This is a genomic window from Pristimantibacillus sp. PTI5 (assembly GCF_048572955.1).
Lineage (GTDB): Bacteria > Bacillota > Bacilli > Paenibacillales > Paenibacillaceae > Pristimantibacillus.
In genome coordinates, this window is the sequence record NZ_CP183886.1 from 784,387 (window position 1) to 798,629 (window position 14,243).

The 14,243-nt window shown below is 46.4% G+C and carries 13 protein-coding genes; 1 reads left to right on the forward strand and 12 read right to left on the reverse strand.

Features of this window, described 5'->3' with window-relative positions; translation table 11 throughout:
- Positions 1–253: 253 nt before the first annotated feature.
- The 12 genes from ACN6MW_RS03795 to ACN6MW_RS03850 form a co-directional block, all read right to left on the reverse strand.
- Positions 254–478 (reverse strand): helix-turn-helix domain-containing protein, encoded by a 225-nt coding sequence (locus ACN6MW_RS03795; protein WP_006040330.1) that lies wholly within the window; start codon positions 476–478, stop codon positions 254–256.
- 122 nt (positions 479–600) lie between these two features.
- Positions 601–1,266, reverse strand: a complete 666-nt coding sequence (locus ACN6MW_RS03800; protein WP_419874290.1) for a class D sortase — start codon at positions 1,264–1,266, stop codon at positions 601–603.
- Between the two features lie 24 nt (positions 1,267–1,290).
- The gene (locus tag ACN6MW_RS03805; protein ID WP_419874291.1) at positions 1,291–1,716 is read right to left on the reverse strand and encodes a GtrA family protein; all 426 of its coding nucleotides are present in this window, start codon (positions 1,714–1,716) and stop codon (positions 1,291–1,293) included.
- Positions 1,709–2,710 (reverse strand): glycosyltransferase family 2 protein, encoded by a 1,002-nt coding sequence (locus ACN6MW_RS03810; RefSeq protein WP_419874292.1) that lies wholly within the window; start codon positions 2,708–2,710, stop codon positions 1,709–1,711. The genes ACN6MW_RS03805 and ACN6MW_RS03810 overlap by 8 nt, the downstream gene beginning before the upstream one ends.
- 58 nt (positions 2,711–2,768) lie before the next feature.
- Entirely contained in the window at positions 2,769–6,578 is a 3,810-nt protein-coding gene (locus ACN6MW_RS03815) for a phospholipid carrier-dependent glycosyltransferase (RefSeq protein WP_419874293.1), read from the reverse strand.
- A 215-nt stretch (positions 6,579–6,793) separates the two neighbouring features.
- On the reverse strand, positions 6,794–7,642 hold the full coding sequence (locus ACN6MW_RS03820; protein WP_419874294.1) for a glycosyltransferase family 2 protein: 849 nt from the start codon (positions 7,640–7,642) through the stop codon (positions 6,794–6,796).
- Between the two features lie 100 nt (positions 7,643–7,742).
- Positions 7,743–8,456, reverse strand: coding sequence for a glycosyltransferase family A protein (locus ACN6MW_RS03825; protein WP_419874295.1), 714 nt, complete (start codon positions 8,454–8,456; stop codon positions 7,743–7,745).
- A 47-nt stretch (positions 8,457–8,503) separates the two neighbouring features.
- On the reverse strand, positions 8,504–9,283 hold the full coding sequence (locus ACN6MW_RS03830; RefSeq protein WP_419874296.1) for a hypothetical protein: 780 nt from the start codon (positions 9,281–9,283) through the stop codon (positions 8,504–8,506).
- A 36-nt stretch (positions 9,284–9,319) separates the two neighbouring features.
- Positions 9,320–10,060 carry a sugar phosphate nucleotidyltransferase gene (locus ACN6MW_RS03835; protein WP_364152945.1) on the reverse strand — a complete coding sequence of 247 codons (741 nt, stop codon included), beginning with the start codon at positions 10,058–10,060 and terminating at the stop codon, positions 9,320–9,322.
- Between the two features lie 57 nt (positions 10,061–10,117).
- Positions 10,118–11,041, reverse strand: a complete 924-nt coding sequence (locus ACN6MW_RS03840; RefSeq protein WP_419874297.1) for a GT-D fold domain-containing glycosyltransferase — start codon at positions 11,039–11,041, stop codon at positions 10,118–10,120.
- Positions 11,042–11,060: 19 nt separating this feature from the next.
- Positions 11,061–11,867 carry a glycosyltransferase family 2 protein gene (locus ACN6MW_RS03845; RefSeq protein WP_419874298.1) on the reverse strand — a complete coding sequence of 269 codons (807 nt, stop codon included), beginning with the start codon at positions 11,865–11,867 and terminating at the stop codon, positions 11,061–11,063.
- 47 nt (positions 11,868–11,914) lie between these two features.
- Positions 11,915–13,252, reverse strand: a complete 1,338-nt coding sequence (locus ACN6MW_RS03850; protein WP_419874299.1) for a GT-D fold domain-containing glycosyltransferase — start codon at positions 13,250–13,252, stop codon at positions 11,915–11,917.
- Positions 13,253–13,493: 241 nt separating this feature from the next.
- Here ACN6MW_RS03850 and ACN6MW_RS03855 point away from each other — a divergent pair, with 241 nt between their 5' ends.
- Positions 13,494–14,228 (forward strand): GT-D fold domain-containing glycosyltransferase, encoded by a 735-nt coding sequence (locus ACN6MW_RS03855; RefSeq protein ID WP_419874300.1) that lies wholly within the window; start codon positions 13,494–13,496, stop codon positions 14,226–14,228.
- The last annotated feature ends 15 nt before the right edge of the window (positions 14,229–14,243 follow it).

The following is a 14,243-nucleotide window of genomic DNA, read 5'->3' on the forward strand; positions in this document are numbered from 1 at the left end:
AAACAAAAAAATCAGACAGCATAGCGATATGCGGTCTGAATATAATACTACAACAGATTTGTTATTTAACAAGCTTAATAAGCAAACCTTTTTCACTAATTTTTCTGCATGTCTGCTTTTGCTCCGAATTTATAATCGATTGCTTCTTAACTGAGGCAATCGTTTTTTTTCGCTGGCGTACAATAAATTGAAAACGTCTGCGAAAACAAAAACAAGACAGCATATCGCTATGCTGTCCGATCCTAGTGCTATGTTAGATTTGTAATTCACCAAGCTTAATTAGCTCGACAACCGCTTGTGAACGACCTTTGACGTTCAGCTTTTGCATGACATTAGAAATATGGTTGCGGACGGTCTTTTCGCTGATGAATAGTTGTTGTGCAATATCTCTTGTTGTCTTATCCTGTACCAACAGCTCGAATACCTCGCGTTCACGATGCGTCAATAAAAACTTGCTCTTATGGTCGCTACCCTTCAATGTTTGTCACCCCTCCTTGCGCGGGTTTTTATGGTTTAACAAGGTTAAGGGATACAGTCAACTTATACTATGAAAGGGCGATACCATTGGTGCTGTTAAGCGGAGAAAATGGGCTCTATCGCTTACATTTTTGCGTGGATGATTAAACGGTGGGTCGGGTTCACGATCGGGTCGCAGGTGATTAGGGTCAGCAGTTTGTCTTTGTTGTTGTAATTAAGCACGGACACGTCCGTCGGCTTAACGATCGATACTTTATAGACCGTATACGTATAGGATTTTTCCTTTGTATCCACAACGATCTTATTGCCAACCTCCAACTCGCCAAGCCGGTTGAACAGCTTTCCCTTTGACCGCATGCGGTGACCGGCAATTGCCGCGTTACCGACCTGACCGATCGCTGTCGTTTCTTTCAAATGGGCGGCCGCGGATTTCATGTTTTTCTGCGTAGCCCCTTCGAGGACAGGCAGCTTCAGTTTTATTTTGTCAATTTTAATGGTAGCGATCGGTATGATCTTCTGCGACACAGGTGCTGTTGGAGCCGCTGAGGGAGCTGTCGTTGGGGTACTTGTCGGCTCATCGGCTACCGCCGCCGATTCCTCGTTAAACAGCTCCGTCAACTCCTCATACTGCTGCTGTGCCTGCTGCTCAGCGGTTACATCGAAGCTGGCTTCTTCCCAATCCGCCATCAGCTTATCCTGCTGGCGGTTGTCATACCATTCATTCGCTTTTGGATAAAGTAAAATTAAAAGACCCACGATTACTAATGTATAAGACAATATTTTTTTCATCTTTCCCGCCTTCCGTTAGCTGCTCTAAGCCCTCGACCCGCTCGCTGCAAATACCCATTTCTTGCTTCCATAAAAATTCAGCGCCACCGTAACCACCGTTACGATAACCTTGGAGATGACCTCGCCCACACCCCACCACTCCGTAAAAGCGGCAAGCAGCAGCAGTGTCAATCCGAGCAAGAGGGCATTCCATACAATAAACCTGACTCCCTTATTCAGCTGCCGCGGTTTGGAGACGAGGGTGTCTCCCTTATGAAAGGTATATCGGCTGTTCAGCAAGAAGCTGTTAATCATTCCCGCTCCGTAAGCGATGATCTGCGCGATTAAATAGTAGGTTCCGAACCATAGAAGGAGGGTGTACAGCAGGAAATCGATTGCGGTGTTGAGCAGACCAACCAAATTAAAGGTTATGAATTGAACGATAACCTTTTTGGAAACCCATTTAACCATACTCTTTAACCCGGTCCGAGCCGTTTGCGTTCTCCGGTTGATTCGCTTCTTTCTTAGGATAGCCCTGAACCTCGCGAATGATATATAGCGGCCGGTTTTTGGATTCTTCATATATCCGTCCGATATATTCGCCGATAATGCCTAAGAGCATCAATATAATGCCATTAAACAACAGATTAACCGCAACGATGGAAGCCCAGCCCGCAATCGTGCTGCCTGTGAACAGCTTCTGGAAAATAACGACCAGCAGATACAGGAAACTCGTAAAAGACAAGGCAAAGCCGATATAGCTTGCGATTCTTAGCGGCTTGTAAGAGAAAGAGGTAATCCCGTCGATGGCAAAAGCGATCATTTTTTTTAACGGATATTTGGTTTCCCCCGCAAAACGTTCCTCACGCTCATATTCAACCATCGTCTGCCGGAAGCCGATCCAGCTGACCAAACCCCGCACAAAGCGGTTTTTTTCCTTCAAGCCCCGCAGCACGTCGCATACTTTGCGGTCAATTAAGCGAAAATCGCCTGTGTCAACCGGGATTTCAACATTGGTCAAGCTGCGCAGGGTGCGATAGAACATTTTCGCGGTCAGCTTCTTGAATACCGTCTCGCCCTTGCGCTTCAGCCGTTTGCCGTAAACGACCTCGTACCCTTCCTTCCACTTGGCGATCATATCGAGAATGACCTCGGGCGGATCCTGAAGATCCGCGTCAATCACAACGATAGCATCCCCCTGCGCATAGTCCATACCGGCGGATATCGCGATCTGATGGCCAAAATTGCGGGAGAAATTGATTAACCGGGCATTAGGGTCGAAATCGCAAATCATGGATACTAATTCAACCGTCCGGTCTTTGCTCCCGTCATTGACGAATATGAGCTCATACGGCTCTTCCGCATGATCCATCACCAGCTTCAGCCGCTCATACGTATGCTCGATAACCTCTTCTTCGTTGAACATCGGAACGATAACGCTATATTTTACAGCGGATTGCTTCATCTATATGCTCCTTTCGCAAGCGTAGTCGGCTGTCGCTGCCCTCTCTGGCCAAACCTTATTAAAATAACCAGCTTGGAAACCATCGCAGTATATGCTCCACATACCAGGTTTTCACCGTCATGCCGGAAAGCGCTGGATAGTAGGCTATAAACAGCAGAATGGCAGCAGCCAGAAAAATGCTGCGCGCGAGCTTAAAGCCCGGCCGCTTCTCTTCGATCACTTTGAATAAATAAACCAAGCTCAAGATAATAAACGGCACCATCGCAAAATAATGATAGAGGAATGTGAGCCGGGTAACCAGCATCCACGGCACGTACTGGGCCAAGAAGGCGATCCATATCGTATACATAGCTTTGTCTCTTCGTTTAATACTGATCCAGATCGTTGCGGCCATTGCGAAGATACCCGTCCACCAAATGAGCGGATTGCCCATTGCGACGATCGTAGACTTGAAGCCTTCGGCCATATGATCCCCGGAATAATACCACACCGGTCTTTTCATGAACGGCCACTCCCACCAGGATGAGGAGAACGGATGCGTCGATACGAGCTGGCTGTGATAGCTGAACATATGCTTTTGATAATCGATTAGACTCTTTAAGGTATATCCTTCATCCATGACGGTAAGTACCGGGATATAGGACGCAGCATAGATCGCAAGCGGTATGGCAATATAAAACACAAGACATACGGCAAGCGTGATCAACGTATAGCGCGGGAAAACGTTAACGATATGCTGCAGCTTATCTATGCTAAAGCTCTCATTTGCTGCCTTCCCGCCGCGCAGAATGCGCTTAGCGGCTGCATACTCCTTATAGCGGTCATATAATAATATCCCGAGCATGATGGCTAAGCCTGCGCCGCCGTAAAGCACGATCCATTTGGACGCCACGCCTATTCCGAAAAACAATCCCGCTAGGAACAGCGGCATAAGGGTAGCGCCAAACTTGACTTTGTAAAAGCTGAGAGAAACATATTTGTGCATGAAATAAAACATCAACATGATAAAAAACACGCCGTAAACGTCGATTGTCGCGATTCTAGTTTGCGTGAAGTGCATGAAATCGGCAGCAAACAGCGCCGTGGCAAGCCCGGCGTACACGCTGGTTTTGAACAGCCTTCTAGCGAAAACATACATCAGAGGCAGCATCGCTATGCCAAAGAGCGTGCCCGCTATGCGCCAACCAAACGGGTTTAGCCCGAACAGCTTGATGCCGATCGCAATAATGATTTTGCCCAGCGGCGGATGCGTATTCTCGTAAGCCACGATATGCTCCAAATGCTCATAGGCCGTACGGGCATGGTAAATTTCATCGAAATAAGAGCCGTTCATGAAGGTAGCGTCGTATTCGGCCAGCTGCTGTTCGTCGAAGAGCAGCGGCACGCTGCCTCTTTTGGCATCCTTCGCCAGCTCATCGTTTATACCGACGATCTGCAGCGGTAATTTGTTGCCCTGCTCGTAGATCGCAAGCTCATGCATCGAAAAGCCCGTTTGAACGGTCGTGACCTTAACATAACGCGCAGGAAGCGCTGCGGGCTGCGTTGTCCAAGTAAATACCGCAACGTGGTTGCTGTCTATTTCCATTACATTGTCCCAATCGGTACCGTTCTGGCTAAATTCATATTTAAATTTCCCGGTTCCGACACCTCCGAAGCTGTTGATTCGCTCAAGCTGTTTGACTGCGCCGAAATCGACGTAAAAGCTTTGACCAGCTGCGGCAGGCTGCCATGCCGATTGCGGCCCTTTCATATCGCCGAGCTGGAACAAGGCAACCATCGCATACACGAGTGTTATTGCCCCCATTATCAGCCAATCCTTGCGGACGAAGCGATTTGAGGTTTGCTTTATTCTCGACATGGAATCGGGCTTGAATGCCGACAGCGTCTGTTGATCCGCATCCGTAAGGTCCTTCTCCGCAAGCGGCTCTACCAGCAGCTCCCTGCCGCGTATATATTTATCATATCCGATATAAAGCAGGTAAAACATGAGCCCAATATTTGCTAACGAGCATAACAAAACGATGCCGTTAAAAGGGACGTTCGTCGTTGTTTTGCTGTAATCTAATACATAGGCAATATTTATGTAGCTGGTAATGCTGAAGCCATAGAATAGGATCAGCATTCTCCGGTCAAGCGATTGCAGGAAGGCGAAGATTCCAAGCAGCAGCACCGGGAACATGTAGCGCTCATGCATTTTGGTTACGCCCATAAATACGACAACGATAAGCACCATGGCAATAAAATAGACCCGTTTGGAAGAATCGCTGTCCTTCTTGCGCAGAGCGAAAAATGCGGCTAAAGCCACGGCAGCCAAAATGAAGAACGCACCCCAGGCTTGGAACGGGAACAGCAGCCAGGTTTCGGTAATCGGCTTCCAATTATCATTGCTTAGCGCATAAAAGTTAAATGCATTTAAAGTGGCGTAGGGATAAGAAGATAAGGTCCCTTTGTACAAATGAAACAATCCAGACACTCCGCCGTTGCCCCAAAAGAAAGGGAGAGCGAGCAAAATAAACGTCGTAAAGCCATACGCGGCACTAACCGCGGCCTTCTTCCAGTCCCTGCGATAAACAAACCAAAGCAGCAGCACAGGCATGAAAATGAATGCCTGCGGCTTAATGAGCGCCGCAATGGCATACCAAACGGATGCACGCTCGATCTTATTTTCCGCAAGCCCATGGATGGACAGCACGAGTACCAACGCAAAAACGGAGTCGACTTGGCCCCATACGGCGGAATCCACAATAACCGCGGGATTGAATAAATAGAGCAAAGCAAGTCCCAGAGATACGGAAAAGCCTGCTTTTCTTATGCCTGTCCGGATAATAAAATAAGCGGCTGCAAGATCAGCCAATATCGCTGGCAGCTTGAACAACAGGAGCGCTGCCTTCGATGATCCGTCTAATGAGAGCATAGCTTTTATTAAGCCTAATATGTACAGAATATATATATAGCCCGGCGGGTAATCGACAAACATTCCGGTATGGTAAAATCCGGAAAGACCTTCCTTTGCGGCATGGTCAGCCCAGGCCATAAATAATGCGATATCGTTGGCATAACCCGTATTCGTAACCGCAAGCCAACACCGCACCGCTAGAGCGCCGATAAAAACCATGGCTAGAATGAGCTTATGTATATGCTGTTTCCCGTCCAGCCAGCGTCTCTCCCTCAGCAATTTCTTATAAATAAAGGCAAAGGCCAGACTGAACAATGCCGCAAATATAATTAGAGGAAGCACTGATCCGCCCTCGGCGGCAGCCTCGGAAGATTGTCCGGTTTCCGCCCGGGTTAAGCTGAATACCTCCGCGCCTGCGGGAGCTTTCGAGACCTTCTCTATGCTAACATCGTCGAAATAGGCTTTCCCGGTGTTGATGGCTCCGTAGCCGCCGAGACTTGCGCCAAACGTAATACTCTTCTGATCGCTGCCCGTTTTCGCGTAAAAATGTACGTAGGCCCATTTCCCGTCCGTATCTTTCGTTTCGGGATAGGAAACGGCAACGCCGTCTACGAAAAAATGAGCGCCGGTCGCATCCGGGCCGATTTGTTCCGCTTTTATGTAGCCGGATAATTTATAAATGGATTTCGGTTTTACTGTGATTGTCTGCGTCCAGCGCGAATGGTTGGCTTCCTTATTCTCGAGCACCGCGGAATAAGCGCCCGTATGGGCCTCTGTATCCGAAATCGTGTACGAGGTAATATGCTCTTCTTTCAAATAGGCGTCATGCTGCCATTCAGCCGGGGCGCCCTCCGTTACGTTTTCGAAACCGGCATTTGTTAATAGATTGCTTGCAGCAAACAAGGGAACGGCAGGACCTAATAGCGTCAGGAAAAGAATTGCTGCAACAGCGCGGAAATACAGTTTGATCATCGTTCTATTATTCACCTCATATCGGCATTGGTAACAGCTTTTACAATAGAATATCAACTTACGCAGTGGCGGCTGCCTACCTTATTTCAGGGGGGAATCGATGCGCCCAAAGAAAATTATACCATAAAACAATAGGGCTAATGACGGTGATTAAGGCTGATTCCCCCCCTCTTCTATGCCATGGCCCAAAAAAAAGACGCCTCTGCGGCGCTTGTTCAAACTTTTGGAATTGCTTTGTTTACGATGGGGCGGTATCGGCTGGTTCGCGCCACTGTCTTCGCTCTAAGGATCCGGAAAGTTCGGGGCGTAACCTTCCACGTATGCTTCTTTTGGTTCCCTCTCCTGATCGCGGCAAAATTGAACCGGCTGGTCGAACCGATCTTAAACCCTTTTTTCATGCAATCGCTCAGAAACCTCATATCCGAGCCTTTGCGCAGGTTGGAAAATACAACAGCGGGATATATCTTTTTCTCGAACATAATGGTCGCGCCGGCTACCTGCTTCTTAGAGGGCATGCTGGCATGCATAAGCCTGGAGCCGCTGAGGAAGTACATATAAAACTTGTTTTTCCCGATCACGTTTACGCCAGACCGTTCAAATTCCGCCATGGCTTCCGGCAAATAATGCGGCGAGTAATAGTCGTCATCATCGAATTTAGCAATAATCTCGTATTTCGCTTTGCTGATGCCGTAGTTTAGGCATTTTCCGAGAGGGAGTCTTTGCGGCACCCGATAGACCGACACTTGATCAAAATGCTTCGCATATTTTCTATACCTGCCTATGCTCATGCGGTTATTGTTCAATAGAATGATAAGTTCTTTCGCTTTCCAGCGCTGGCGGCTGTAGTTCCTAAACAATTGCTTCATATATTCTGGTTTATTGGTAGCCGTAATGATGGATACTCCCTTCGGGAGGAGCTTCGCTATCTGTGCCCCAGCTTCTGTCGACTGTATCGTATCCATCATCTCCTGAGACTCCGTTTGCTCCGGCGGTACCGGCAAATCCGTTGATTCTATCGTTTCCATTGTCATTGCCTTTTCAAGCATATCCGGCTTCTCAAGCATCGTACAGCACCCCATTATTTGAAATCTACATTTGCATTGTACGTGGCAGCTCTTCATCCAGGAACGGCTTTCGTCACGGTCCGCGTTTAGCGAATCGCGGTTAACCTATAAATTTTTTCAAAATCGCGTTAACTTTCGTGCGCTTCGATACGAAGTTCGTCTTTTTCAATAATCTTTGATTCAAGGTATTTCTTTCATGAACAACGACCATATAGTTGCGTTTTCCATTTTTAGTCAGGATTTCATGTTTAAGATTAATAACGGAACTATGTCCGCGCGGCGTTTTATACCGTAGTCCTTTGAAATAATCGGCAGTCTTATAGATGAACGTATAGAAAGGCGGGGAAGGCTTCTTGACCGTGGCCACGCGATGGCGCAAGCTGTCGTACACGTATCCCGTTTGGTTGATTAGCGCACGGGTTTTCCGCTTCGGCTTATGGTTATGCAATTGCTTGATAAAGGTTTTATGGTACGTATCATCGCAATCCAAGCGGACAAGGTACAAATACTTAAATCCGCGTGTCAGCTGTCGTTGAACTTTAAGATATTGCCCGTCTGAAACAAATCGAACGTTGCCGGGAAGCGGTGCGTATTTGTCTAGCGTTTGTAAAATCGTGGACTCCGAAGATTTTGCGTAGCGTACGAGGACCGTAAAGTTCTGGTTGGTTTGATTTTTGAGGCTCTGTAAGGTGTATTTCATAAAAATGGACATTCTGTATTCAATCCATTGTTTCGTCAGACCGATTTTCCATCGATTATTGGGCTTCGACCGGTTATTGAATTCAATTCCTATAATAATTTTTTTGCTAGACATCTCTAATGCCTCCTTGTATTCTCGTTAATCGTTTAAAAATAGAACGGTCACTGCGATACCATGTCCTGAGCGGTGTTGACGGGTTGATGCGGCTCTAAACCGATTTCGGCCGCCGTCTCTTTGCAGAAGTTTTTAAGAATAAGATCCAGCTTGATCCGATTCGAGTGGAATATAACCTTGCGCAGCAAATTTTGATTCAGCGTGTTGCGCTTATGAACAACGATCATATAGTTGCGGTTCCCTTTTTTCGTCATGATTTCATGCTTTAGCTTAATGACGAAACGATGTCCGCCAGGTATCGCATGCCTCTTTCCTTTCAAGTACTCCTCCGACTTGTAAATTAACGTATAAAATGGCGGAGATTGATGGTGAGTTGCCGTGAACCGCTGCCGGACAGCATCATAGATATATCCTTTTTGATTAATTAATGCTTGCGTGCTTGATTTGGGACGGAAATCTCTTAACTGCTGCACGATAGATTTATGGTACATATCGTCACAGTCCAAACGAACCAGATATAAACGGTCGAATCCGGTGATCAGCTGCGCAATATTTTCCTGGTATTTGCTGGCCGGAACAAACTGAATATTTTCCGGAAGCGGTTCATACTTGCCAAGCTCCAGCTTTATCAAGGATTCCGTGCAATCCGCATATTGAATGAGGGCAACAAAATCTTGATTGGTCTGCTTCTTTAAGCTCTTCATCGTATATTTCATAAAAACTGACATTCTATAATGGATCCAACCTGCCGTTAATCCGATTTTCCAAGCAGGTCTCGTCGATCTCGAGTTGAATTCGATCCCGAAGACGATCCTTTTCGTTAACAACTCCCATCCCTCCTATAAACGCCGATACGCTCAAAATTAATTTCCCGGTCCGTTCGCTTCACTTTTAAAATCCTTCAGCATCACATTTGCTTCGTGGAGCGATTCAAAGGTTCCGGCATCAATCCACCAGCCGTTCATGATGCTGAATGTAAGCGTTCCTTCCGAGGCATACACGTTGTTCACATCCGTAATTTCCAGCTCTCCCCTGGCAGAAGGCTTGATGCGCTTAATGACCTCAAACACGCTGCCATGATACATATAAATACCGGTAACCGAGAAGGAGGATTTGGGATCAGCCGGTTTTTCTTCGATTTGTATGATTTTGTTCTCATCAATGATCGGCACTCCGTACCTGCGCGGATCGGCAACCTGCTTGAGGAATACTTTGGCGCCCTTCTCTTGCTTGCCAAAATCGTTTACCAGCTTTACAAGCGATTCATCGAACAAATTATCACCCAGCAGCACAATAAACTTTTCCTGCGGTTGAACGAAATCCTCCGCGGTCATGAGCGCTTGCGCGATTCCGCCGGCTTCCTCCTGAATCTTATAGGTGATCTTAACTCCCCAATCTTTGCCGCTTCCTAATAAATCGGTAAAAAGCCCAGCTGATTGTTTGCCCGTTACGATGAGTATGTCTTTGATTCCAGCGCTTCGCATTTTGTCTACTGCGTAATAGATCATTGGATATTTCCCGACAGGTATCAAATGCTTGTTTAAAATTTTGGTTAACGGCCAGAGGCGCGTTCCCGTACCTCCAGCAAGTATCACACCCTTCAAAAAAAAACCTCCTAACAGAACCTAGTATCCAGTTGAATCTATCAAGACCAACCCATTTCACATAAACAGTATATGGCTATCATTTCGATTCGGTATGGACGATATACTCTTGCTGTCAAAATAGTCTTTATCGTTTTCTCTATCAAGAGTTTCCGAGCCATTCCCGGACAGACTATCCTTCGCCTCTATGGCATCGTTAGCAATTAACACGGGGCTATTCATAAGACTGACGCTGGTCTTCACTGCCGGAGTCTTCGGTTTGTTGAAAACAACCTTAGGCCCCTTCCCGAAATCAATCGCCACTTTTCCCGTTAACCGGGCCACTTCGGGCGCCATAACGACAGCATTAACCCCGCAGGATATGAGAGCGATATCGAACTGGTCTTTCATTCCTTCCGCTTTCTTCAACGTTCTGCTTATTTGCTTATAGTGCCTAAATATGATCGTGCCTGCGATCGCCATATTATAAGGTTCGCTTTGAAGCACTTCTTTTAATTTTTTGGCGTGTTCGGTAATGATGAGAATTCTTTTGCCTCTCAGCACATCCCAAAATTCCGGTTTGCTTGCAAACTCGCGGTTAATAAACGCATCGCAAGTAAACCGCGGCTTGAGCTTGTAATAGCGGAATATTTTATTCGTTAAAGGACGCCTGACTCTTTTCGGGGCTTTGATCTTATCCTTAATGGGCAATATCCCGACAATATCGGCTTTCCTAATGGAACGGACCATTTGGTTTCTTAGCTTCAAATTGGGAAGCGTGACTCCTTTTTCTTTATGCCCAAGGCGCGCGCTGCGTGTTCTGACCGGATGGTTTGCCCGTCTGGCCCACGGTGTATTTAATACTGCCCGCAGGCTCCATACCGATTTTTGCGCCATGATCACGTTTTCCCCGTCACCGATTCGGATGAGCGAGAAAGGCCGCACATGATCCAATGCTTCTTTAATTCTTGCAAGCACCTGCTCGCCATTCAGATTAGCCATGCCCTTCATTCTCCTCTCCTTACCTGGTTTTACGCTTTTTTAATTTCTTAACAATGAGATAACCGCTGCTTGTATGGCCAAAAACGGGCTGATGTTTGTTCCCCCATTTTTTCAAATACGCGAGCACGAGCCTTTTTCGGAGTACGTTGCGTTTTTTGATGTTTGCCGCGTTTGTAAGCTGGCGTCCGTGCTTTAATGCGTTATAAAGATTCTGGTTTACCCAGCGATGCGGATAACGGTCAATCAGCTTCATGCACATGCGCCGATCCTCCATGACCCGGCCGTCGTAAGGATCATTTACGTCCCAGCCTCCCGCTGCTCTAAGGGCTGAAGTTTTATAGCATCTCGGCGTTAACATAAAATCGAACGTGATAAGGAATTTCATTTTGCTGTATTGTCTATGTTTTATTTTTTTCTTCAGCCGCAATTTCCCTTTGCTTTCGAGCCACAGCTTGGAGTTCCCGTAGATTAACGCGGCTTCCGGGTACTTCCCGCAGGTTTTCGCCAAAATTTCAAGCGCACGGGGTTCAAGCCAGTCATCCGAATCCAATTGGACCATATAAGGTGTCGTTACATGGTTTAACGCAACGTTCAATACTTTTGAAATGCCTACATTGGCATTTAAACTAATGAGGCTAATGGCTTCGTCTGAAGTAAAAGCCGATGCAATGGATGCGGATCTATCTGTAGAAGCGTCATTGATAATCAGTATTTTCCAACCTTTATACGTTTGACGAATGACGCTTTTAATCGCTTTGGCGATATAGGCTTGCCGATTATATAAAGGAATGACAACCGTAAATAGAGGTTTTGGCTCTGCGCTCAAAAACAACCGCTCCTTTGTCTGTAGATGGTTTGGCATAAAGAATCCTTTTAGCCGTGAAGCAGATCTGGTTGCTCTTCGTCAAGGCTGCCCATTTGGAGTGCTAAATCATGATGAAACATGATGCAAAGATCACGCAAGTCATCCATTCGATGCCCCTGCCGATTATAAATTTCAGATAAATACGCAGAAAAACCGTTCATCTCCTGCATGGTTTCATACGGTATGATTTCAACCTTCTGCGTACCGTCCGCTAAATTCCTCCGGACACCGACGATTCCGATAGTCGGGTCTGCCTGCAGCCTACATAGCATGCCTTGCAGCCAGTTTTTCGTGACTTCCGTATTCTCATTAAGCAGGACGACAAATTCACCACTTGCTGCAATTACGCCTTGATTCAACGCTTCGCAGCGTTCTTTCGCTGCCTTATTCCTAATGAGCGTGGAACCTGGAATCGTTTGGATATACTCCGCAGTTCCATCCGTTGAACCGTTATCAACGAGAACGAGCTGAGTATTGACCGGTGAGTGCTGCTTGATGCTTTCGATGCATGCTTTCGTGGATTTTAAGCTGTTGTGATTTAAGACGACGACAGAGACCCTCCCCGGAATATACTGCGAGGTGAGCATCTTCAGGTCATTCTCTACCGCGTCGGTTCCATGTTTGTTTTCGAATTTAGCGCTGCTTTTTGTCATCTTTTTTCTAAAAACGACATGATGGCCTTTCCCGAAATCCATCGCCACTTTACCGGTTAAACGGGCTATTTCGGGCGCCAGCACGACCGTATTGACCCCACAGGAAATTAAGGCAATATCAAACTGGTCTCTCATTTCATATGCTTTTTTTAACGCGCTGCCCATTTGCTTATTATTCGAAAAGGCGATCGTCCCGGCAATGTCCATTCGATATGGATCTCTTTGAAGACTCCTCTTGAGTCTCTCGGCTTGCCGCGTAATAATAAGAACCCTTCTGCCCCGGAGCACATCCCAAAATTCCTTCCGCCCTGCCAAAAAACGGTTCACGACGGCATCGCAGGTATAGCGGGGCTTTAGCTTATAATGCCGGAATATTTTATTTGTAAGCGGACGCTTCAGCCTTCTCGGAGCATACGTTCTCCGATCTCCCGGCGGAAGAATCCCTACGATATCAGCCATTTTTATCGATCGGATCATTTGGTTCCGCAGCGTAAGATTCGGAAGCCTGACGCCCTTTTCTCCGCGGTTGGCCCTGATCGCCCAAGGCTCCTTGAGTACGGTGCTCATTCTCCAAACGGATCTCTGCGCCATGACAATATTCTCCCCGTCACCAATTCTCACGATAGAAAACGGCTGGCGGTGATCTAGCGCATGTTTAATTTTATGCAGCACTTTCTCCCAATTTAAATTCATTGCACCATTTCCCCTCCAGAAAATGTCCTCACTGCGACATTATATGAATGATCGTATTGATGCTCTTGTGCAGGTTTACTCTCCGCCCTATGCGATAGCCCCTTTTGGAGCACATTTTGCTTCAGGCATATCAAATAATCGAAAATGGACGTTCTCTGAGATAAAGAAAGGGGAGTGGCACAAGAACTAGCGCTGCATCTTTCATATAGTGGATTAGTGAAAAAACAAATAAGGAGAGGGAATGATTGTGGCGAATTTGAAATGGAAGCAGGTATTGAGAAGCATCAAGCATGCTTTGGATAATCATCAGCCTTTCTCCATGGTGAGAATCGGTGACGGTGAAAATATCGTGATGGCGCAAAAGTCGGTGTGGAGTACCCGGAAAGTACTCAAGGAACTTTGGGCAAAGAAAGCCAATAGAGGAAAAAAAGGCGTCAGGCTTCCAAATTTAAAGCTGAGAAATGAAATGGTCCGATCGATTAAGAAAGCAAATATTGTCGGGATTCTTGTTCCCGGGGATAAGAGAACATTTGCTCCTAAAAGAGTTAAACGTCCATTAACTAATAAAATATTCCGATATTACAAGCTAAAGCCTCGCTATACTTGCGATGCTGTCGTTAACCGTTTTTTAGCGGGACGGAAGGAATTTTGGGATGTGCTGAGGGGCCGAAGAGTCCTGATCATTACGCGGGAAGCTGAGAGACTAAAAAAAATCCTTCAAAAGGAACCCTATAGGATGAACATTGCCGGAACGATCGTATTTTCTGATTATAAGCAAATGAGTAGTGCGTTGAAGCAAGTAGAGGCAATGAAAGATAAATTTGATATTGCTCTACTCTCCTGCGGAGTTAATTCTGTTGTTTTGGCACCCGAAATTGCACGTTTAACCCGTAAAGTGGCGATGGATTTTGGAAAAGGACATCTTGTGGTTTTCAAGAAAAGAAAGCGGAAATGGAAACGCAGAAGAAAATCATGAAATAACTCGAACGAA